The sequence below is a fragment of the Blautia caecimuris genome, from assembly GCF_024622975.1.
Classification (GTDB): Bacteria; Bacillota; Clostridia; order Lachnospirales; family Lachnospiraceae; genus Blautia_A; species Blautia_A caecimuris.
This window is the reverse complement of record NZ_JANJZT010000002.1, coordinates 224,885-247,425: the sequence shown is the minus strand read 5'-3', so window position 1 is coordinate 247,425 and position 22,541 is coordinate 224,885. Positions and strand designations below refer to the sequence as shown.

The following is a 22,541-nucleotide window of genomic DNA, read 5'->3' as shown; positions in this document are numbered from 1 at the left end:
GATATCATACGGTTAGCCATATTGAGATTCTAAGTGCGATGAAGATGAGGAGCAAAGAAATTCGATGGAAGAAAAAAAGTATTTGAAATGGTATAACAAAATTGGATACGGATCAGGTGATATTGCAGGTAATGTAGTCTATGCGTTCCTGACATCTTTTATGATGGTCTATCTGACGGACTCGGTAGGACTTGCTGCAGGTGTCGTGGGTACCCTGATTGCCGTATCAAAACTATTTGATGGTTTTACAGATATATTTTTTGGATCAATGATTGACAAAACACACAGTAAAATGGGAAAAGCGAAACCCTGGATGCTATACGGATATATTGGTTGTGCCATTACGCTGGTCGGCTGCTTTGCAGTACCGGTGAGTTTGGGAACAACGGCTAAATATGCATGGTTCTTTATTTCTTATACACTGTTAAATGGTGTGTTTTATACAGCAAACAATATTGCTTATTCAGCACTTACGTCACTGATTACAAAGAACAGCAAAGAGCGTGTACAGATGGGATCTTACCGTTTTATTTTTGCATTTTCAACAAGTCTTCTGATTCAGGCGATTACAGTTGGATTTGTAGATAAATGTGGTGGAGATGCTGCAGCATGGAGAACGGTTGCTATTATCTATGCAATCATTGGTCTTGTCGTAAATACGATTTCAGCACTTTCTGTTAAGGAACTTCCTGAGGAAGAACTTAACGAAGGAGAAGTAAAGGATGATAATGAAAAGTACGGAATGGTACATGCATTCAAGCTTCTTGTCAAAAACAAATATTACATGATGATTTGTGGAACATATATTTTACAGCAGTTATATGGTGCCATGATTGGAGCTGGCATTTATTACATGACATGGGTACTGAAAAATAAGAATTTGTTTGGACAATTTGCATGGGCAGTAAATATTCCACTGATCATTGCCCTGATTTTCACACCGACATTAGTTGGTAAGTGGAAAGGTACGTATAAACTGAACTTAAGAGGTTACGTCTTAGCAGTCATCGGTAGAGCACTTGTTGTTGTTGCCGGATATATGGGCAGTGTTCCGCTGATGATGGCATTTACAGCTCTTGCAGCCTTAGGTCAGGGACCATGGCAGGGAGATATGAATGCAGTTATCGCATCTTGCTCTGAGTACACTTATCTTACGCAGGGAAAGAGAATTGACGGAACGATGTACTCTTGTACTTCTCTTGGTGTAAAAATCGGTGGAGGTATTGGAACCGCTGTTGTTGGATGGATGCTTGAGTTCAGTGGATATGTCGGAACAAATGCAACTCAGCCACAGTCTGCACTTGATATGATGCAGTTTATGTATCTTTGGCTTCCGTTAATCTTTGATGTATTGATTATGTTTGTACTTTCAAGAATGAATGTAGAAGATGCAAATAAAAAACTGAAAGCAGAAAAAGGAATTGCTGCAGATGAAGTAACAGATGCATCAGACATAAATTAGAATTGACAGGAGAAAGCGTTGTCTGGTCATTGCTCGATGAGACAGTGCTTTTTTCTATATATAAAGTGATTGAACTGTATTTTGAAAATAAAAAAGGACCACTTCATTTTTGTGAAATGGCCTTAAGAAAATATTCAGTTTTCACAAAATAGTCCTTTTAGTATTTATACATGGTAAGGATGCTCAAAATATTCAGCGTAGAATACTAAAAGGTCATTCAGATATTTTTTTAGGTTGCTCATTTGCAATTCCTCCTTTCCTTATTTACAAGTTGATTATAAGATAGGTGTAAAAGGATTGCTTGCCAAATCGAAAGAAGATATAGACAAATGTTGCAAAGGGGAGTATTTCATGCAGTTAAAATATGTTGACACAAAAGAGGAGATTATAGCAATAAATAGGAAGTCAAAACATATTGAACCACATCTTCATAATGCACTGGAGATCGTTTGTGTAACAAGTGGAGCATTAGAACTTGGTGTTGGACAGGAACTATACCATATGGAAAAAGGAGATATAGGCTTTGTATTTCCGGATGTTATTCATCACTATCAGGTACTGACACCCGGTGTAAATAAAGCGACTTATCTGATTGCATCGCCATTTACGATAGCCAAATTTGCAGATATCATGCAATCCATGGCTCCTGAATACCCAATCATCAAAGCGGAAAAGGTTGAACCGGAGGTATATAGGGTTATAAATGCAATTTTAGAGACAGAACAGTCGGATATTACTGTTGCACAGGCATATCTTCAAATTGTGTTGGCACGCTGCATAGGAAAATTAAATTTGGTAGAAAAGAGCAGTGTGGGGAGCAACGATCTTATTTACCAGACAGTTTCCTATATATCAGCAAATTTCAAGAAGAAGTTTTCGCTGGAAGAGATGGCAAAAGATCTGGGGGTGAGCAAATATGTTTTATCCAGACTCTTTTCCGAAACATTCCATAGAAACTTTAATCAATATCTTAACGATGCAAGGCTGAACTATGCATGCCATCGTTTGGAAAATACGAGTGATTCTATTACAAACATTTGTCTGGATAGTGGATTTGAAAGTCAGAGAACATTTAACCGAGTATTTAAAGAAAGATATAAAATATCACCGAGTGATTATCGGAGTATTTGTGTGAAAGAGATGTTGTCATAAAAGGTTCCGTTGATAGAAATATTTACTTTGATTTCACGGTACTATGTATTTGATTTTATGTGTGGATGATATAATATAAAAATATTTGTAGAAAATAGCGCTTTATTTTATTATGAAAAGAGCAAGGTGTATTCTAAAGAAACAAGAAAGGCAGGGCGCATATGAACATGAGAAAATCCATAATCGATTTTAATGAAAAAAAAGGATTCATCTGTGATATGGATGGTGTGATCTATCATGGCAATCAGATATTGCCAGGTGTTCCAGAATTCATTCAGTGGTTGCATGATGAAAAGAAAGAATATTTATTTTTGACAAATAATAGTGGATATACACCACGGGAATTAAATCAGAAACTGGCAAGGATGGGACTTGATGTGCCAGAAGAACATTTTTACACCAGCGCATTGGCAACAGCCGCTTTTTTAAAGGAACAGGCGGCAGGCTGTTCAGCATTTGTGATAGGAGAAGCCGGCCTGTTAAATGCACTTTATGATGTTGGCATTACAATGAATGATGTAAATCCGGATTATGTTGTTGTGGGAGAGGGACGCTCCTATTCATTGGATACATTAACAAAAGCAACGAATTTAGTTCTGAAAGGTGCAAAGCTGATCGGAGCAAACTCAGATGTCTCCGGACCGATTGAGAACGGCATTGCTCCTGCTTGTCGTGCATTGATTGCACCTATAGAAATGGCAACAGGTACACAGGCATATTTCTGTGGGAAACCGAATCCACTGATGATGAGAACAGGATTGAATATGCTTGGATGTCATTCAGCAGAAGCTGTAATGGTTGGGGATCGTATGGATACAGATGTGATTTCAGGAATGGAAAGTGGTATGTCTACTGTATTGGTTCTCTCTGGATGTTCAACGAAGGATACACTCAAAACTTATGCTTATCTTCCGACAATGGTATTGAATGGAGTGGGAGATATCGCCAGTATGGCAAAAACAAAAGAGGAATAGTGTTCGATAACTTGAAAATTTTGTAGGAATGATGACAGGACATTTTGATAATAAGGATCAATTTAATAAGCTGCAGGCAGAAGGGAAAATATAACTATATGCGGAACATGTAAATACAATCTGTAATGACAAAATAAATAACCTTCCTGAAGATTTCAAAGGAAAATTTGTTGTTGAAGAGAGCTATTATGAAATTAATGGGAAACGTCATGCATCTCCACATCTTTTCCTTATCACGGAAATAGAACAGGGAATTTTGCTTTCTTCTTATGAAATTCCAAAAGGAGAAGATAAAAATACATTTTCATAGGATTCTATGAAGAATGTTGATTACTCTAAACTAGAAAAATCTGAAAAATTTACTCCGGCACTTTATCATGGAAAGGACGGAATCTGGGAAGGAGGCAGCACAAGCCAGTTCTCTCCGGTAATGACATTCAAACTTTGGGAAAAGTTTTCCAATAATTTATAAGCGTGTATAATCAAAGGTTTGCATATTGGGATGAAATTCAGTTTGTTTGTAAAAAAGCCTTGAAAGCAGGTAGAAAGGCTGGCGGAGTGTCTTTAGCTGATGTTCGGGTTGATATTAAAACAACGATTGATGAAGCTATGAATAGCACTGCCCCAGAGGTGCAGGCAAATTTCAAAAAGTATTTTGGAAAAAAACGCCCTACGCCAGAGAAATACATTTATACCATTACGAAAAAGACAACGGTAAAATTATAATAAAAGGGTCGTGAAAATGCTTCACAGAATTGTGATCTGCATTATCACGACTCTTTTACTCTCTGTTTACTTTCAAAACTGTAAGTGTAATTGAATACTGCCCTTGCTATAATTTAATTGTATTCCAAGCATAAATTAGAGATTGACCCATCTGCAGGCAGTGTAGTACAGGATATTTTTAAGATGAAGCTGCAGGGAATGAGTCAGGATTCGATCGCTAATCGTTTAAATGAACTGGGTATTCTTTCCCCATTTGAGTATAAAATAAGCAGCGGCAGTCGTTATGAAACAGGTTTCCGGCAGAAAGAACAGGCACTTTGGAGTTCCGTTACGGTCCGCAGGATACTGGAAAACGAGGTTTATATCGGGAACCTTGTACAGGGAAAAAGGACAACACCAAACCATAAAGTGAAGCAGACTTATGTAAAGCCGGAAGATGACTGGATCCGGATTGAGAAAAATCATGAACCACTGGTGAGTGACCGTGATTTTGAAATCGTTCAGAGGCTTCTGGGCATGGATACACGTACTTCACCCGACCAAAAGCAGGTATATCTGTTATCCGGAATTGCTGTATGTGCGGATTGTGGAGCACCTATGACAAGAAAAGTTTCTACTGTGGCAGGAAAAAAATATGCTTATTATTTATGTTCCACAAATAAAGAAACAAAACGCTGTTACAGTCATAGAATACCGGAAAAGGATCTGGAAGATGCCGTACTGGTGATGCTGAAACAGCATATCCAGAATATCCTGCACATGAAAAGAGTCCTGGAATTTGTTGGTACTGTGCCATTTCAGGAGATCAATTTGAAGAAGCTGCAGAACATTTGAAAAGTATATTTTCTATGTATATGGATGGCAGGAACTATAGTGATATTGCAAGACAGCTCAATAAAGATGGAGTTTTATCGCCGACTTTACAGAGAAAATTCTATAAAACCGGTGAAAAGCCGCTTCCGGAGTCAAAACCCTGGAACAATTATGAAGTGAAACGAGTTCTTCAGGATGTTCATTGCACAGGTGATTCTGTATTTGGAAAATATCAGCAAAGTGTTTTCCAGGGAAATAAACAGAGAAATCGACCAGAGAGTGAATGGGTGCATGTGGAGAACACGCATGAAGGGATTATAGATAGAGAGTTGTTTCAACAGGTACAATCTAAAATCCAGGAATATACGGAAGCTTATAAGAAGAAACATCAGCAGAACAATGGGGCTATTCGAAATCATAATTTTTATATAGGGAAAATATGGTGCGGAGGTTGTGGCAACCGCATGACGTTGTCCAGAGAAAGAAATGGCACATTCTTTTATATCTGCGGAGCCAATACTAACCATAAATCCGGAGGAAAGCAATGCAAAGGGCACAGAGTCAGAAAAGAATATTTGGATGACGATGTTCTTCGCCTAATCCAAACGCATATGAAAACCGTATTGGATACAGAAAAAATGATTCAGGAAATGAATGCAGCTTCCAAAAACCAGACACAGTACCTGCTTTTGGATAAAGAAGTGGGGAAACTTCGACGGGAACTAAGCCGAATCAGTAAGCGTAAATCGGATTTATATGAAGATTACTCGGAACGTTTGATTACGGAAGAAGAGTACATACAGTTTTCTCGGATCTATTCCAATGAAATTGAGAATATCAAGAGCCGTCTGGACACAGTATTAGCGGCACAGGTTCGTTATTCCCAGGATTACCACATCGAAGAAGGCTGGGGAAATGTGATACATACTTATATGTCAAAGCGTAAGCTGACAAAAGAAATGGCAGATGCCTTTGTGGATTCAATTATTATCCATGGTAAGTATGATTATGAGATCAAGCTGGTATATGACGATCAGTTTGCAGATTTACAGAAATTAAAGAAAGAGAAGGAGGCGCAGTCAAGATGACAGATCATAGAAAAACAGCTGTTTACATCCGTTTATCCGCAGAAGATGACAATGTAGATGGCAGAGCCAAAAAAGAGAGCGACAGTGTAACTTCTCAGAGAATTCTGTTAAAATCATTTGTGATTGATCAGTTGGGTGTTGCTGAGGCAGATATCCTGGAATATGTGGATGACGGTGTCAGCGGTACTCATTTTAAAAGGCAGGGATTTCAACAGCTGCAGGATGACATGAAAAGCGGAGAAATCGGCTGTGTAGTTGTAAAAGACTTTTCCAGATTCGGAAGAGACTATCTGGAAGTTGGATTTTATATTGAATATATTTTTCCACTTTTACAGATTCGATTTATTTCGATTAATGACAGCTATGACAGTGCGGCGAGCAGCGGAATGACTGGTGGAATGAATGTAGCATTGCAGAATCTGGTATACAATATGTATAGTCTGGATTTGTCCAAGAAAATTTCATCAGCATTGCAGACAAGAACGAGAAATGGTACACGCCTTCTGGTAAATGCCAGATATGGCTATAAAAAAGGAAAAGATGGAAGGCTGGAAGTTGATTCGGAGGCTGCAAAAGTCGTGAAAATGATTTTTAAGATGGCAGCAGAGGGAACAAGTTTTGCAGATATTACAAGGGAATTGAACAGACAGGCGATTGCCACTTGTGATGAGCAGAAATTATCAAGAGGGGATCAGGTGCAGTTCCAGAGGTTTGACACGATCAAAAAGAAACACTGGAGTGCTACGACAGTAGCGGCAATTGTCCGGGATGAGATTTATATTGGAACAAGAATCTGGGGCAAAACACGTTGCAGTATGCATACTGGCCATAAAGCAGTTCTGAATGATGAAACAGAATGGGTTCGTCTGGAAAACCATCATACGGCAATTATAAACAGGGAATTGTTTAAAAAAGCAAATGAAATGCATCCGAAAAAACGGAGAATTGTTGCAGAATCACGCACCAATTTTACTCTGGAAAGACGTAAAAAACAGCCGGCATTGCTGATATGTGCTAACTGTGGGCATTCTCTGTTAAAAGAAACAGAGCATCTGCTGAAATGTTCAGATGCCCGAACCAATGGAAATCCTGTGTGCCGAAGTTTGGTGATCCGTAGGGAACCGATGGAGGAGAATATCCTAGGACTTGTCCATCAGTATGCAGCGTCATTGTTGGAAAAAGAAAAGAAAGCATCTTCCAAAAGTCAATGCGAATATAAAGAGATCAATACTGCAGAATTGCAAAAACAGAGCCGACAATTGACTTCAGAAAAGATGAAACTCTATGATGATTACAAAGATGGTCGTATGGATCGTGATTTGTATAAGCAGAGAGCTGAAAAGATAAGTGGACAGCTGGATGAAATCAAACGAAAAATAGAAGATGCCGAGAATAGCAAAAAGCTTCTTGAACAAAATGAACTTTCTGATAAAATAAAACTAAAAGATTTCTTGGGAATTCAGAAGTTCGATACAGAGAAGCTGCGTGAGATTATCAAGGTGATCCGTGTTCATAGTCAGAATGAAATTGAAATCGAATGGAATTTTGACGATATTTTTTCAGAACAGAGATAACTTGAGCAGGACGAGAATGACTTATCAAAAGATAATAGAGGTGCTGGGACTACCTGATGGGAGCGTCAGATAGTCTTCGGCAGAAAAAAATAAAATTTTTTTTGTCCTATACTTGACACATCCACATGTTTGCAGACATACGTATTGCTCTAATATGGCTAAGTCCGGAATGAATCCTAAAGTGCTCCAATATCTGATGGGACATTCAGATATCAGTGTCACTCTCAACACCTATACACATCTTAAATTGGATGATGCGATAGAAGAAGTAGAGAAGCTTGCACGTATGCAGGCAGAGGCAAATGAAGAGTTTAGACACATGGGGTTGAAGGATGATATACCAACAAAGAATGGTGGCAGAAAGCTTGGCTAAGACCATATAAAGACTGAAGACTTCAGAATTTTATTGCCGATTTCTGAAAGGGAAAATCAAGGTTGTAAAAGGATGAAATGTAGCATACAGAGCTAAGCTGTGGTCTAAAAATGGTCTAAATACATTTTGGAGCAATCATAGAGATTTGGATCTAAAATAGTAAAATATGAGTATTATCAGCCATTGGTGGTCAGCAAATGTTTCATAACATTTGCCGAAAATGCCGAAATATAGATAGGATGGGCACTGGTTGCAGGTTTTGAAAAAATTTGATTCTAAAAAGACCGGAAATAGACCAGAAAAAGCCAATGGTCTAAACTTGAAAAAATAGTCCATTTTAGACCAATATTTAGACCAGTTGGTGGAATAAATATACCGAGATAAGCCAAAATAAGCCGAGAAACAGAAAAATGGTCGATAGACTGAAAATGTGCGCAAAGCCCCATAAAATAAGGAAAAACCGAGAAAATCCAAGATAAGATAGGAGTTAAAAATATATGATACGAGTGCTTTTCATTTGCCACGGCAATATCTGCCGCAGCACCATGTCCCAGTTTGTATTCCAGGACATGATCAACCAAAAAGGTCTCACCGACCAGTTTTACATTAATTCAGCGGCTACCAGCCGGGAGGAAATCGGAAATGGTCCCCATTATGGGACGGTAAATAAGATGAAACAGGTTGGAATTCCGGTTCTTCCACACAGGGCGGTTCAGATGACAAAAAAGGATTATCGGGAGTATGATTATCTGATCGGCATGGACGAGGCCAATATCCGAAATATGATGCGGATTGCAGGCGGCGATCCGGAGGGGAAGATTCATATGCTGCTTGATTACAGTGATTCACCAAGAGCCATTGCGGATCCATGGTATACAGGAAATTTTGATATCACATATGATGATGTTGTGGAAGGATGTACTGCTTTTTTTAATTATCTGGAGGAAAGTGGCAGTATTTTTTGATTGAAATAGTGCGAAATCAATCATGTGCGGAGAGTGAGGACTGTTGTATTATGGTACAGGCCGCTGAGGTCTGTCAGAGAATATAATAAAATAGTTATTTGGTACTTCCGGAGGGAGAATTTGTCGATGAAAAATTCTTTACATCCGCCAGCATTGCTTATATACTGATAGCAGAGCAGCTCTTTTGGGAATCAAATCCCAGTCTATTTTCTTAGCTGTAAAGGAGTAACATCAAACAGTACATATATAGAGGCTGCAGAGTGTGCATATAAGAGCAAGCAGCTTCTATAGATAGGCTGTAACAGGGATTAGAAATAAAAATTTTATGTAATTTTCCCAATGTGCTTATTTACAGTTCTTAAAACGTAATCAGGCCTAAGTGGTCTTATTACCGTATCTAATCAATTTCATGGGTGTTTCGCCCGGGCTAACAGGAAAGAATGAGGAGTATAAATGCAGGAAGGTTATGAATGTTTCATAGAGGACTTTCGCCAGAGGCTTCTGGAGGCAACAGGATTTGGAGCAGACAGAATTTATTATAAGAAAAAGGAAGAGTATCCGGTTACACCGGGGGACCGATTGTTTATAAAGCGGAGGGAAGCCGGAGAGATTGCGGAGATCTGTGCTTTGTATATTTCAGATCTTTATGAAGAATATTGTCAGGGAGCAGAGATAGATGAGCTTCTCGGTGATGTTATGAAACGGCTGGAAAGTTTTTCGAGAACAGACATTGCTAAAAATGTTAAACTTCTGAATGATTATGAAAAGATAAAAAAAGAACTTTTTATCAGGCTTGTAAATGTACAGAGGAATAAAAGTGATCTGGAAGACGCTGTGTGCAGAGTCCTGGGAGATATTGCAATGGTTCTCTATGTGAAAATGGGAGAAATGGAACATTATATGACCAGTATGAAAATTAAGCGGCATATGATAAAACACTGGAACAGGGACGAGGATAAGATATTTGAAGAAGCTCTTTTGAATACGTATTTGATTTCTCCGCCAAGAATTTACTGCTGGGAAAAAATGATTTTTGATCCAAGATATGACGGGGAAAATTTTATGAATATACTCGCAGATTATCCAATTAGAAAGGATGCCATAGGAAATTGCCTGAGTACAGTAAAAAGGACAAATGGTGCAGTTGCAGTCTTTCTTCCGGGGGTAGCGGAGCGACTGGCAAATCTTTTTCAGGGGAATTTTTATGTAGTATTTACAAGTATACATGAAGTGATGATTCATAATGCAGCCACTGCAGATCCGGAAGATCTTCGCAGGGTTCTGGAGGATACTGTAAGAGATACCACGCCGGAAGAGGACTTTCTGACACTGAATATTTATTTTTATGACAGAGATACCGGTTTGTTCAGCCTTTATCAGGCACAGGAAGCAGAAGAACGCTGATACTTTAGAATGGCAGAGAAAATGCGATAGTTCTGGTAGAAAGATAACGCAGAGGAAAAGTCTGCATATACTGTTATAAAAGGAATATCAGGGGGAAACACCTTTGGCATATAAAATTGTACTTGACGCAGGACACGGCGGAGGTGATCCGGGAGCTGTCTATCAGGGAAGACAGGAGAAGGATGACACGCTCAGACTCACCATGGCTGTAGGAGAAATTCTGGAAAGAAACGGAATTGATGTGGTGTATACCAGAACGGAGGATATATATCAGACGCCGTTTGAAAAAGCAAAACTTGCAAATGAATCCGGGGCCGATTATTTTATTTCTTTTCACAGGAACAGCAGCCCCAGAGATAACCAGTATCAGGGCGTGGAGGTTCTGGTATATGACCGCAGTGGAATAAAATATAAGATGGCTGAAAATATACTTGGAGCTTTGGGAGAGATTGGATTTCGGGAGATTGGTGTGAAGGAACGTCCCGGTCTGGTAGTATTAAGGAGGACAAAAATGCCTGCACTTCTGGTCGAAGCAGGATTTTTGAATACGGATTCAGATAACGAGCTTTTTGACCAGCAGTTTGATGATACGGCAGATGCCATAGCCGGAGCGATACTTGGTACACTGACGGGAGAAACGATAGAAGATCCTCTTTATTATCGTGTTCAGACAGGGATTTTCAGAAACCGGGAAAATGCAGACAGAATGCTGTATCAGCTGATGGAACAGGGATATCCGTCTTTTATCCTAGAGGAAAACGGTCTTTATAAAGTGCAGACGGGTGCTTTTCAGCAGATAGGAAATGCAGTGGATATGGAACAGAGATTGCGCGATGCAGGATATAGTACTATAATTGTAACAAAATAAATGTTAAGGTTCATTTTGTTTATAGCAAGGGGGTGTAATTTATTCCGGCATGCTTGTGAATAAGATGAGCTTTGACAAGGAAGTTTCAGTTTTTTGCTATAAATGAGCAAATATCGAATTTTGCACAATAGAATCCGTAACACACAGACATAAAGGGAATATTAAGCTTTATATGTGCATCTTATAAAGACAAATTCGTGATGATTTTGTGTACTTTTTCAAATTTGCTCATTCATAGTTTTTTGTAAATTACGGTCAGATACCTGGTGTGTTCGTAAAGTATAAACATGACAAAATAAATATTACAAACGAACAAATGATAAATTTTGTACAATATAGTTTTTAATGAGTAAACACTGAAATTTTGCATAAAAAATTGTAATGTACAGATATAAAGGAAGTGTCAGAGTTTATATGGGAATTATACAGAGATAAACAGATGGACCCTTATTTGATTTTAGAAAATGTACATTTACAGAAGAGTACGTGAGGAAGAGGAAAGATAAACTATATAAAGATAAACGGAAGAGTTTTTGCAGAATTTCCGGAAAGTAAATTGATAGATAAAAACCTTGGAGTGGGAGGAGAGTACAAATGACAGAGTATGAGAAATTTTTGCAGGAATTGGAAACATTTATTTTTGTGGAAAATAAACCGGAGAAAGTGGATATTATTTTTGTTCCGGGAAATGGATATCCGCAGATGGCAGAGCAGGCAGCTATATTATATAAGGAAGGGATTGCTTCCTGCATTCTTCCAAGTGGAAGATATAGTGTTACACTGGGAAAATTTGTGGGGGTTCAGGCAAAATCTGATAAATACTATGAAGATTATCATACAGAATGGGACTTTCTGAAAGATGTTCTTGTAAAAAACGGAGTAAAGGAAAATGATATTTTAAAAGAAGATCGTGCTACTTTTACCTGGGAAAATGCAAAATATTCCAGAATGGTTACAGACAGTAACGAAATATCTGTAAAAAAAGCTATTATATGCTGCAAAACCTATCATGCCAGAAGGGCACTGATGTATTATCAGAAGGCATACCCGGAAACTGAATTTCTGGTATGTCCTTCTGAAGTGGATGGAATCAATCGCAGAAACTGGAAAAATACAGAAGAAGGAATTCTGGCAGTCACAGGGGAGGCTACAAGAATCATAAACCAGTTTTCTTTGATGATGGAGTAGGGAAAAAGGACTGAGTTATATCAGGTTTTTTTCTGCATAGCAGTCGGAAACTATATGTAGAATTTATAAAGACTAAATATCGAATTTTACACAATAAAATCAGTAATATACGGATATAAAAAATATTAAGTTCTATATGTGCATCTTACAAAGAAAGATTTGTAATGAGTTTGTGCTCTTTTTTTATTAATTTGCTCATTTATAGTTTATAGCCTGCAAATAAAAAGTAATTGATTTTATGTCAAGTACTTTATATAGCAGAATCAGGTATGTGCAAGAGAAAAATTCTATTTGTGCAAGACTAAATTCTGTCGCGGATACAGTGTGGAATTTAAGTTTATAGTTTGCCTCATTTTATAACGCATTTTATAACACTGAAAAAATTATATTTTAGGGGTGTCGAAAAAAACAGAACTATGATATAATACCTATGTCGTAATGTGAAATATTCTGTTACGAAATATTTACAAAAACATAAAAATCTGATATATTAAAAATGAATGAAAACAGGAAATCTGTTACAAACAGATTTTGATTATTATATAGATAAAACTAATGATTATATATTGATGTTGATAATAGATGAGGTGTAATAATGAAAAAAAATAACGGTAAGAGAAATGTACAGTTTTTGGCAGCAGCGGCGTTAACAGCAGCTTTAATGGCAGGGCAGATTCAGCCGGCAGCAGTTTACGGAAGTGAAAACATTCAGGTCAGCAGCCTGATTCCGGATAATGTGACTGTGGAACAGCCGGTACCCCTTTCTGAGATTTCTCTTCCATCCAGTGAATATGGTACTTTATCCTGGGCAGACGAGTCAAGTGTGCCGTCAGAACGCGTACAGTCTTACGATGTTGTTTTTCGTCCCTATAATGCAGCAGATCTTTCAAAAATCTCAGGCTGGGACGGAAGCTCTGATGTGATCTACAGCAGTGTGAGAGTAGTAGTGAGCGGTATTGAAGAAAATGAATCCCAGGAAGAGGAATGGTCTGAGGAGAATAATGGAGAAGCTTCCGAGGATCAGAATGACAGCCAGTGGGAAGAAGAAAACAGCGGCACGGGAGAGAATGACAGTCAGGAATCAGAAGATCACAGCACTGGATCCACAGACGAAGATGCTGGAGAGTCCAATCCAGATGGACAGGAAAATGACGGAACAGAGGAGGATTCTCAGCAGAACAGTAATGGTGATTCTGCAGACAAAGGCAACAATGAATCTAGCGGAAACAGCCAGACAGAGGGCAGCCAGCAGGATGGAGACAGCGATTCTGCAGAAGAGAATAACAGCCAGGAATCGGAGGATCAGAATGCCGGTTCTAAGGATGAAGATGCCAGTGACTTCAATGGAAACGGTGAGACAGAAGAGGAGTCACAGCAGGATGGAGACAGCAATCCTGCAGAAGGAGAATCTCAGGATAATGCCGGAGATAAAGAGGACATGCCGGAAGCAGGGGAAAAACCGGAGCCAACTGTAACTCCGGAGGCAACTGTGACTCCGGAAGTATCAGTGACACCGGAACCAACTGTAACCCCGGAAGCAGATAAGGATAATATTTTTGAACAGGAAGATCAGAAAGACCAGCGTCCGTCAGATCTGGAAGAAAATCTTACAGAAGAAGAAAAGGAAGAGTTGGCTGCTGCAAATCATACCAGCAACGGGATTTCTGTGTCTGGAATCAATCTGCCATGGTATGTTCAGTTCAGAGCAACCAGCGGAGAGGATTACCAGTTTACAAATGAAAACGAGGCCAATCTGTTTAAATCCTATGAATTTGAGCTTTGGGATCTGAGAAACAATACAGAATATGAAATTCCGGACGGAGAGTATATCAGTGTGACAGTTCCGGTAAAAGCAGGTTATACATACACTATTGAGCATCTTCTGGACAGTGGGGCAATGGAAACGATTGTTCCCAGTGTGGAAGGAAGTACTATGGTATTCAGCACCCATTCTTTCAGCCCCTTTGGTATTGCAGGAAGTAAACCGCTTGTAGGAGGAGAAATTCAGGAAGATGGATACGGGGATTTAGTACCGGTTGCAACAGTAACACCTACCGCTTCTGCAGGAGTAACAGCAGTTCCGGAAAAGGATGACAGCAGCAGTGTACAGAAGCCACAGGATGACAGTAAGGATTCTGATAAACAGACAAATACATCAGAGGACAGCAGTAAAGAAGCTGAAGAAAATGATGGCAGTTCCAAATCTGCGGTGAATACAGGAGACAACACAATGATCGCACCTTTTATAATTCTGGGTGTGGTAGCTATTGTGGTAGTAGGCGTGATTATTTACTTCAGAAAGAAAAAATAAATTATAGTAAGGCATAAGAAAAAAGCCCTCCCATATAATGTTATGGGGAGGGCTTTTTTATGAAAACAAAAACTGTTTTAAGATCATTGTTTCTTGCATATGGCCTGACAGGCGTCTGCCTTCTGCTTCTGGCATTCCTGGTATTTCAGTTTGATCTGGGACTGGCGCCGGTATCAGCGGGAATTGTGGCAGTGTATGTAATCTCCTGTCTGGCAGGGGGCTTTATGGCAGGAAAAATCATGCGAAAGGATAAATATTTTTGGGGGATTTTAGTAGGTCTTGCATATTTTATACTTCTTGTTTTGGTATCCTTTGCCGCAGAAGGAAAGTGGGATATGTCTTTTCAGCATTTGCTGACTACTTTTTGTATGTGCCTGGGCGGAGGGGCTCTTGGAGGCATGCTTGCATAACCTAAAAAAAGACTTTTATTTGAGAGAATTTTATGCTATACTATGCCCAGACAATTATATATACATAAGGAGGATATACAATGGAGCATATCAAAACATTAAATACAAAAAATCTGCAGAACACAGTTAAAAAAGGTGGATGTGGTGAGTGCCAGACTTCCTGCCAGTCAGCATGTAAAACTTCCTGTACTGTAGGAAATCAGAGCTGCGAGCATAAATAAGGCGGAGTTCAGGGAAGTCAGTTAAGCAGCGGGTGAGTCCGCTGCTTATTCTTTTTATTTACCGGGAAAGCAGTGTATTTTGTACTAATTTCCCTAGTAAATAAAATATTCTGCGGGAATGTAACCGGATGCACGAGGAATATAAGCGTTCATGGCTGTCTGCATCTGGCCAGAAAAGCAGAGTAAGTCTCTCAGGGATTGAGAGATTTAGGGCGTTCCAAGCGGCTCCGTCCGCTTTGTTCGCAGAAAAGTGTTTTATAAACTGTAAATGAAAAAGAGTGCAAAACTCAGTATTTACTCATTTATGGTTGAACAGATAAAAGTGTACAGAAAGCAGACAGATATGCTTGAAATAAAAAAGCGGATCTGGGAGGCTGAGTGTACAGTCCCTGAGAATATAAGAGGACAGGGAACCTGCAGAAAAAGTTCACCTGACTTCTGAAGTGAGTTCAGGACAGATGAAATCTGTCCTGGATTTTTCAGGTATAATTTACAGGAAAGGATTTCAAAAAAATGAGTCTGATTCACAGATACCAGAGCAATGGATATAATATTGTTCTTGACATTAACAGTGGATGTATTCACCTGGTAGACCTTGTAACCTATGAGGTCCTGCCATGCATGGAGAACGAGCTGTCAACAGAAGAAATCGTGGAAAGGCTGAAAGACAGATTCAGCCCGGAGGAGATCAGAACTTCTGTTTCGGAATGTGAAAAGCTGAAAGAAGAAGGAATGCTTTTTACCAGAGATATTTATGAAAGTGCAATTGATGAGTTTTCAAAAAACAGCCGTCCGGTTGTAAAAGCACTTTGTCTGCATATTGCCCATGACTGTAATCTTGCCTGCCGCTACTGTTTTGCGGAGGAGGGAGAATATCATGGAAGAAGAGCCCTGATGTCCTTTGAGGTTGGAAAAAAGGCCCTGGATTTTCTGATTGCCAATTCCGGCTCCAGAAGAAACCTGGAGGTGGATTTTTTTGGCGGCGAGCCGCTGATGAACTGGCAGGTGGTAAAAGATCTGGTGAAATATGGAAGAGAGCAGGAAAAGCTTCATAATAAGAAATTCCGCTTTACACTTACAACCAACGGCGTTCTTCTTGATGATGAGGTAATGGAATTCTGCAATCGCGAAATGTCCAATGTTGTTCTCAGTGTAGACGGCCGTAAAGAGGTACACGACTATATGAGACCGTTCCGCAAGGGCGCCGGAAGCTATGATCTGATCATGCCGAAATTCCAGAAATTTGCGGAATCCAGAAATCAGGACAACTATTATGTAAGAGGAACTTTTACTCACCATAATCTTGATTTTTCAAAGGATGTTCTTCATCTTGCGGATCTTGGATTTAAACAGATCTCTGTTGAACCGGTAGTGGCTCCGGATGAAGAAGAGTATGCGATCCGCAAAGAAGATATTCCTCAGATTCTGGATGAATACGATGCGCTTGCAAAAGACATGATCAAACGGGAAAAAGAAGGAAAAGGCTTTAATTTCTTCCATTTTATGATTGATCTTACAGGCGGTCCCTGTGTGTATAAGCGTCTTTCCGGATGCGGTTCAGGAACAGAGTACCTGGCAGTGACTCCGTGGGGAGATTTTTATCCCTGTCATCAGTTTGTGGGTGAAGAAGAATTCCTGATGGGTAATGTTGATGAGGGAATTACCAGACCCCAGATCCGTGAAGAGTTTAAGGGCTGTAATGTTTATACAAAGGATGACTGCAAGGACTGTTTTGCCAGATTTTACTGCAGCGGAGGCTGTGCAGCCAACGCATATCATTTCCAGAAGGATGTAAAGGGCAGCTATGAGATCGGATGCGAGCTTCAGAGAAAGCGTGTGGAGTGCGCGATCATGATCAAGGCTGCGCTTGCAGAATAAGTGTTTATAAAAAATGTCCGACAGTCACTGACGGACGGAAGGGCTGCAAATGAGAAGCAGGTTATCGGCTTTTTATGCGGATGAGAAGTCCGGGAAAGGAAGCAGGAATACCTGTTGCTTTATCACTATGCAGCTTAAGAAACAGGATGGATAATCCCTTACCGGCTGTAAGGGATATTACCCATAAATACATTGTGGTAGAAGGGAAGAACAATGAAGAAAAAAAGAGGAGTCATTGTACTGGTCCTGACTGCGATCATTACGGTTTTTCTGTGCTATACTGCAGCTGTCGGCCTGGGTCCGACAGGAACCGGAGCGGCAAAAAATATTAAAACCGGTCTTGATCTGTCAGGCGGTGTAAGTATTACTTACGAGGCAAAAGATAAAAACCCAAGCAAGGAAGATATGTCAGATACTGTTTATAAAATGCAGAAGCGTGTGGAACAGTACAGTACTGAGGCGCAGGCATATCAGGAAGGCGACAACCGTATTACAGTGGAAATTCCCGGTGTAACAGATGCGGACAAGATCCTCAATGATCTTGGAAAACCGGGCTCTCTGTGTTTTATTGAACAGACAGACAAGGATGGAAATCAGAACTTTGTTGCCGGTGAAAAAAATTACGAACTCACAAGAAGTCTTGATGAGATCAGAGAAGCCGGTTCTGTAGTTCTGGAAGGTACGGATGTTGCGGACGCAGAAGGCGGTACTTACCAGAATGAAAACGGAGCAAGAGAATATGCGGTAAGCCTGAAGCTTACAAAAGAAGGCAAAAAGAAATTTGCCGAGGCAACAGAGGCAAATGTAGGAAAGCAGATTGCAATTGTGTATGACAACGCTGTTTTAAGCGCACCTACGGTACAGGAAGCCATTACAGGCGGACAGGCAGAGATTAATGGAATGGATGGGGTAGAGGAGGCGCAGAACCTTGCGTCCTATATCCGTATCGGTTCCCTGAGCCTGGAACTGGAAGAACTGCGTTCCAGTGTAGTTGCAGCGCAGCTGGGAGAAGAAGCGATCACTACAAGTGTAGTTGCAGGAGCAATCGGTCTTGTGATCGTGATCCTGTTTATGATCTTTGCATACAGAATCCCCGGTCTGGTGGCAGCAATCGCTTTGATCCTTTATACTGCGATCGAGCTGATCACTCTGAATGCTTTTGACATTACACTGACACTTCCCGGTATTGCCGGTATCATCCTGGGTATTGGTATGGCTGTGGATGCCAACGTTATTATCTATGCCCGTATCCGTGAGGAAATCGCATCAGGTTCTTCTGTAAGAACAGCCATCAAGTCCGGATTCAGCAAAGCGTTTTCTGCCATTATTGACGGTAATGTTACAACTCTGATCGCGGCGCTGGTACTGATGTGGATGGGCTCCGGAACAGTAAAAGGATTTGCCTATACACTGGCGCTGGGTATTGTAGTATCCATGTTCACGGCGCTGGTCGTATCAAGACTGATCGTAAATGCTCTGTATGCGGTAGGTATTCAGGATGAAAAATTCTACGGAAGAGCAAAGAAGAGAAAATGCATCAATTTTGTTGGAAAGAAAAATATTTTCTTTATTATTTCTCTGATTCTGATTCTTGTGGGACCGGTATCCATGATGATCCATCAGAAAACAGATGGAAGCATTCTGAATTACAGTCTGGAATTTTCCGGCGGAACTGCAACTACAGTTACCTTTAATGAGGATATGGATATTAAACAGATCGACTCAGAGGTAACACCTGTTGTAGAAAAGGTAACAGGAGATAAGAATGTACAGCCTACCAAGGTTGTGGGAACAAATCAGGTGATTATTAAGACACGCGCACTGTCCCAGCCGGAAAGAGAAAAGCTCAATCAGGCAATGGTTGACAACTTTGACGTAGATGAAGCTCTGATCTCTACAGAAAGTATTTCTTCTACTGTAAGTTCTGAAATGAGACAGGATGCTTTTGTAGCCGTTGTTGTTGCGACTCTGTGTATGCTGGCATATATCTGGATCCGTTTTAAGGACATCCGTTTTGCAAGCAGTGCAGTATTGGCTCTTGTACATGACGTTCTTGTTGTGTTTGCCTTTTATGCACTTGCGCGTATCTCTGTTGGAAATACCTTTATTGCATGTATGCTGACGATTGTCGGTTACAGTATCAATGCAACAATTGTTATTTTTGACCGTATCCGCGAAAACCTTAAGAAAATGGGAAGCCGCGCAGATCTTACAGAGATCGTTAATGACAGTATCACTCAGACACTTACCAGAAGTATTTATACCTCTCTGACAACCTTTGTTATGGTAGCAGTGCTTTATATTATGGGAGTTTCTTCCATCCGTGAATTTGCACTGCCTCTGATGGTAGGTATTGTCTGCGGAGCTTATTCTTCTGTTTGTATTACAGGCTCTCTGTGGCTTGTAATGAAACGTGGCTTTGGCAAAAACAAAGTCCAGGCGATCGCTTCAAAGAATGTGGCTGCGGAAAATAAAAATACAGCTCAGACATCCGGACAGAAGTCTGATAACGGACAGAAACAGCCGAAAAAGAAAAATCGTAAAAGAGTAGCAGAACGTCTTGCGGCTCAGGAAGCGGAAAAGAACGCAGAAGAAAATAAAACAGAATAAAACAGGATTGTCCCGGGGCAGCAGGCTGTCTCGGGATGTGTTTTTACAGGAGAAAAAAATGGAAAAATGGGTAGTAACAGCAAAAAAAGCAGACTTTCAGAAAATCGGGCAGACCTTTGGCATTGATCCGGTGATCGCACGTCTGATCAGGAACAGAGATGTGGAAGGTATGGAAAATATCCGCTCGTATCTGTACGGAACGCTGGAAGAGCTTCCTTCTCCGTGGTTTTTAAAAGATATGAAAAAAGCTGTGGAGATCCTGAAAGACAAGATTGATCAGAAAGCCAGGATCAGGATCATCGGGGATTATGATATTGACGGAGTAACTGCCACTTATATTCTTCTTACGGGATTTCGCCGTCTTGGGGCAAGGGTGGATACCTATATTCCGGACAGAATAAAGGACGGATACGGAATGCACAGTCAGCTGATCGAAAAGGCGGCAGAGGACGGAATCGATACGATCATTACCTGTGACAACGGAATTGCAGCGTCTGCGGAAATTCAGCAGGCAAAGGAAAAGGGTATGACAGTGATTGTAACGGATCATCATGAAATCCCTTATCGAGACACGGATAAGGGGAGGGAATGGATTGTTCCTGAAGCAGATGCAGTGATCAATCCGAAACAGTCGGGCTGTCCATATCCAAACAAAAATATCTGTGGAGCCGTGGTTGCATGGAAACTGATCTGGGCTCTTTATGAGACATATGGAATTGACAGAAATGAGATCCTGGAATTTTCTGAACCGGCAGCGGTGGCAACTGTGGGAGACGTGATGGATCTTCAGGGGGAAAACCGCATTATTGTAAAGGAAGGGCTGAGAAGGCTTCCAACTACAAAGAATCAGGGATTTCGCGCTCTCATTGAGGCAAACGGCCTGGGAGGTGAACGGATCACAGCCTATCATGTGGGATTTGTGCTGGGACCATGTATCAATGCAAGCGGAAGGCTGGACACTGCGGCCCGGGCTTTGCGGCTTCTTTGTACAGAGGATGCGGACAGAGCGGCGAAGGAGGCCGGGGATCTGGTTGCATTAAACCAGAGCAGAAAAGCCATGACAGAAAAAGGCAGGGAAGAGGCAGAGCACATCATTGAAAGTCAGGGCCTTTCCTCAGACCGGGTTCTGGTAGTGTATCTGCCGGAATGCCATGAAAGCCTGGCGGGGATCATTGCTGGAAGGCTGAGGGAAAAATATTATAAGCCTTCATTTGTGCTGACAAAGGCAGAAAAGGGAGCCAAGGGCAGCGGCCGCTCCATTGAAGCCTATTCCATGTATGACGAGCTGGTTAAGTGCAGTGATCTTCTGGAACAGTTTGGCGGTCATCCCATGGCGGCAGGACTGTCTCTGGCAGAAGAAAATATCGACGCATTCCGAAAAAGGCTGAATGAGGTATGTACGCTGACGGAGGAGGAGCTTGTGCCTAAGGTGGTGATCGATGTTCCGATGCCGATTTCTTATCTGTCCAGAACGCTGACGGAGCAGCTGTCTGTTCTGGAACCTTTTGGCAAAGGAAATTCAAAGCCTCTGTTTGCCCAGAAGGGACTTCGTGTTTTAAATCTGAGAATTTTTGGAAAGAATCAGAATGTGGCAAAAATGTGTCTGATGGACGGACAGGGAAATTCTGTAGATGCAGTATATTTTGGAGCAGCGAAAGAATTTGAACAGTATGTACAGCAGAAAGAGCTGATTTCCGTGACGTATTATCCGGAGATCAACGTCTATCAGGGAAGAGAAAGTCTCCAGGCGGTAATCCGCAATTACTTTTAACTGCAGTAGGAAACTGTGGAGAACGGTTCATATGGCGTGGGTTTACGCTGTGAACGGAGCGAACAGCAGCGGTATTTGGCGAGACTTGTCGGGTTTTGGATTGATTCCATAAAAAAAAAGTGATATACTGATTTAGATTTATATTATAGAAAAAAGGCGGAGGTGCGGGATTATGAAGAAAATTGAGGATTATGTAAGAAGTATTCCGGATTTTCCGGAACCGGGCATTATTTTTCGTGATGTAACAAGTATTCTGCAGGATGCGGACGGACTGAAACTGGCAATTGATTCCATGCAGGAATGTCTGAAGGACACAGAGGTGGATGTGATCGTTGGAACAGAGTCAAGAGGATTTATGTTCGGAGTTCCCATCGCATACAATCTTCATAAGCCATTTGTACCGGTACGTAAAAAAGGTAAGCTTCCATGTGAGACAGTATCCAGAAGCTATGATCTGGAATATGGAAGCGCAACCATAGAAATGCACAGAGATTCCATCAAACCAGGACAGAAGGTTGCGGTGATCGATGATCTGATCGCTACAGGAGGTACGGTTGAGGCGGCTGTGAAGCTTATTGAAGAGCTTGGCGGAGAGGTTGTCAAAATTGTATTTCTTATGGAACTTGCCGGGCTGAAAGGCCGTGAGAAACTGGCTGGCTATGATGTGGCTTCTGTGATCCGATACGAAGGGAAATAACCACAGACGGAGCGTACGACGGCTGCTAAAGAAGAACAGGCAGCAGAATATCAGAC

18 protein-coding genes and 2 pseudogenes are annotated in these 22,541 nt (G+C 40.8%); all 20 read left to right on the top strand.

The window, feature by feature from the left end:
- The first annotated feature begins 64 nt into the window (after positions 1–64).
- The 20 genes and pseudogenes from NSA57_RS02580 (at position 65) to NSA57_RS02485 (ending at position 22,485) form a co-directional block, all read left to right on the top strand.
- A complete protein-coding gene (locus NSA57_RS02580) occupies positions 65–1,462 on the top strand; it encodes an MFS transporter (protein WP_257463902.1) in 1,398 nt (465 codons plus the stop codon).
- Between the two features lie 351 nt (positions 1,463–1,813).
- On the top strand, positions 1,814–2,614 hold the full coding sequence (locus tag NSA57_RS02575; RefSeq protein ID WP_257463901.1) for a helix-turn-helix transcriptional regulator: 801 nt from the start codon (positions 1,814–1,816) through the stop codon (positions 2,612–2,614).
- A 161-nt stretch (positions 2,615–2,775) separates the two neighbouring features.
- Complete coding sequence (locus tag NSA57_RS02570) at positions 2,776–3,588, top strand: HAD-IIA family hydrolase (RefSeq protein ID WP_257463900.1); 813 nt, start codon at positions 2,776–2,778, stop codon at positions 3,586–3,588.
- Positions 3,589–3,616: 28 nt separating this feature from the next.
- Positions 3,617–4,054, top strand: a pseudogene (locus tag NSA57_RS19775) (hypothetical protein); the annotation flags it as partial.
- A 41-nt stretch (positions 4,055–4,095) separates the two neighbouring features.
- A complete protein-coding gene (locus NSA57_RS02560) occupies positions 4,096–4,314 on the top strand; it encodes a hypothetical protein (RefSeq protein WP_330671283.1) in 219 nt (72 codons plus the stop codon).
- A 117-nt stretch (positions 4,315–4,431) separates the two neighbouring features.
- A complete protein-coding gene (locus tag NSA57_RS02555; protein WP_257463898.1) occupies positions 4,432–5,148 on the top strand; it encodes a recombinase family protein in 717 nt (238 codons plus the stop codon).
- Complete coding sequence (locus NSA57_RS02550; RefSeq protein WP_257463897.1) at positions 5,145–6,215, top strand: recombinase family protein; 1,071 nt, start codon at positions 5,145–5,147, stop codon at positions 6,213–6,215. The genes NSA57_RS02555 and NSA57_RS02550 overlap by 4 nt, the downstream gene beginning before the upstream one ends.
- Positions 6,212–7,789, top strand: a complete 1,578-nt coding sequence (locus tag NSA57_RS02545; protein WP_257463896.1) for a recombinase family protein — start codon at positions 6,212–6,214, stop codon at positions 7,787–7,789. The genes NSA57_RS02550 and NSA57_RS02545 overlap by 4 nt, the downstream gene beginning before the upstream one ends.
- Before the next feature lie 121 nt (positions 7,790–7,910).
- A pseudogene (locus tag NSA57_RS02540) lies at positions 7,911–8,162 on the top strand (tyrosine-type recombinase/integrase); the annotation flags it as partial.
- A 497-nt stretch (positions 8,163–8,659) separates the two neighbouring features.
- Positions 8,660–9,127, top strand: coding sequence for a low molecular weight protein-tyrosine-phosphatase (locus tag NSA57_RS02535; protein ID WP_257463895.1), 468 nt, complete (start codon positions 8,660–8,662; stop codon positions 9,125–9,127).
- A gap of 453 nt (positions 9,128–9,580) precedes the next feature.
- Positions 9,581–10,531: a DUF5688 family protein gene (locus NSA57_RS02530; RefSeq protein ID WP_257463894.1), complete on the top strand. Its 951-nt coding sequence runs from the start codon at positions 9,581–9,583 to the stop codon at positions 10,529–10,531.
- A 103-nt stretch (positions 10,532–10,634) separates the two neighbouring features.
- A complete protein-coding gene (locus tag NSA57_RS02525) occupies positions 10,635–11,399 on the top strand; it encodes an N-acetylmuramoyl-L-alanine amidase (protein ID WP_257463893.1) in 765 nt (254 codons plus the stop codon).
- Positions 11,400–11,993: 594 nt separating this feature from the next.
- Positions 11,994–12,587 carry a YdcF family protein gene (locus NSA57_RS02520; RefSeq protein ID WP_257463892.1) on the top strand — a complete coding sequence of 198 codons (594 nt, stop codon included), beginning with the start codon at positions 11,994–11,996 and terminating at the stop codon, positions 12,585–12,587.
- Positions 12,588–13,182: 595 nt separating this feature from the next.
- The gene (locus tag NSA57_RS02515) at positions 13,183–14,898 is read left to right on the top strand and encodes an ICP22 family protein (protein WP_257463891.1); all 1,716 of its coding nucleotides are present in this window, start codon (positions 13,183–13,185) and stop codon (positions 14,896–14,898) included.
- A gap of 59 nt (positions 14,899–14,957) precedes the next feature.
- On the top strand, positions 14,958–15,308 hold the full coding sequence (locus NSA57_RS02510) for a TIGR04086 family membrane protein (protein ID WP_147598137.1): 351 nt from the start codon (positions 14,958–14,960) through the stop codon (positions 15,306–15,308).
- 80 nt (positions 15,309–15,388) lie between these two features.
- A complete protein-coding gene (gene scfA / locus NSA57_RS02505) occupies positions 15,389–15,529 on the top strand; it encodes a six-cysteine ranthipeptide SCIFF (protein ID WP_015524633.1) in 141 nt (46 codons plus the stop codon).
- 513 nt (positions 15,530–16,042) lie between these two features.
- Positions 16,043–17,407 carry a thioether cross-link-forming SCIFF peptide maturase gene (scfB, locus tag NSA57_RS02500; RefSeq protein WP_173752357.1) on the top strand — a complete coding sequence of 455 codons (1,365 nt, stop codon included), beginning with the start codon at positions 16,043–16,045 and terminating at the stop codon, positions 17,405–17,407.
- 213 nt (positions 17,408–17,620) lie between these two features.
- Positions 17,621–20,017: a protein translocase subunit SecD gene (gene secD, locus NSA57_RS02495; protein WP_147598139.1), complete on the top strand. Its 2,397-nt coding sequence runs from the start codon at positions 17,621–17,623 to the stop codon at positions 20,015–20,017.
- A gap of 58 nt (positions 20,018–20,075) precedes the next feature.
- Positions 20,076–21,788: a single-stranded-DNA-specific exonuclease RecJ gene (gene recJ, locus NSA57_RS02490; protein ID WP_173752355.1), complete on the top strand. Its 1,713-nt coding sequence runs from the start codon at positions 20,076–20,078 to the stop codon at positions 21,786–21,788.
- Between the two features lie 172 nt (positions 21,789–21,960).
- Positions 21,961–22,485 (top strand): adenine phosphoribosyltransferase, encoded by a 525-nt coding sequence (locus tag NSA57_RS02485; RefSeq protein WP_147598141.1) that lies wholly within the window; start codon positions 21,961–21,963, stop codon positions 22,483–22,485.
- Positions 22,486–22,541: the final 56 nt, after the last annotated feature.

Bases quoted from the DNA above. Each gene is read 5' to 3' on its own strand.
- NSA57_RS02580 (WP_257463902.1), top strand. From the start codon at position 65: ATGGAAGAAAAAAAGTATTTGAAATGGTATAACAAAATTGGATACGGA.
- NSA57_RS02575 (WP_257463901.1), top strand. From the start codon at position 1,814: ATGCAGTTAAAATATGTTGACACAAAAGAGGAGATTATAGCAATAAAT.
- NSA57_RS02570 (WP_257463900.1), top strand. From the start codon at position 2,776: ATGAACATGAGAAAATCCATAATCGATTTTAATGAAAAAAAAGGATTC.
- NSA57_RS02545 (WP_257463896.1), top strand. From the start codon at position 6,212: ATGACAGATCATAGAAAAACAGCTGTTTACATCCGTTTATCCGCAGAA.
- NSA57_RS02535 (WP_257463895.1), top strand. From the start codon at position 8,660: ATGATACGAGTGCTTTTCATTTGCCACGGCAATATCTGCCGCAGCACC.
- NSA57_RS02530 (WP_257463894.1), top strand. From the start codon at position 9,581: ATGCAGGAAGGTTATGAATGTTTCATAGAGGACTTTCGCCAGAGGCTT.
- NSA57_RS02520 (WP_257463892.1), top strand. From the start codon at position 11,994: ATGACAGAGTATGAGAAATTTTTGCAGGAATTGGAAACATTTATTTTT.
- NSA57_RS02515 (WP_257463891.1), top strand. From the start codon at position 13,183: ATGAAAAAAAATAACGGTAAGAGAAATGTACAGTTTTTGGCAGCAGCG.
- NSA57_RS02510 (WP_147598137.1), top strand. From the start codon at position 14,958: ATGAAAACAAAAACTGTTTTAAGATCATTGTTTCTTGCATATGGCCTG.
- scfA (WP_015524633.1), top strand. From the start codon at position 15,389: ATGGAGCATATCAAAACATTAAATACAAAAAATCTGCAGAACACAGTT.
- scfB (WP_173752357.1), top strand. From the start codon at position 16,043: ATGAGTCTGATTCACAGATACCAGAGCAATGGATATAATATTGTTCTT.
- secD (WP_147598139.1), top strand. From the start codon at position 17,621: ATGAAGAAAAAAAGAGGAGTCATTGTACTGGTCCTGACTGCGATCATT.
- recJ (WP_173752355.1), top strand. From the start codon at position 20,076: ATGGAAAAATGGGTAGTAACAGCAAAAAAAGCAGACTTTCAGAAAATC.
- NSA57_RS02485 (WP_147598141.1), top strand. From the start codon at position 21,961: ATGAAGAAAATTGAGGATTATGTAAGAAGTATTCCGGATTTTCCGGAA.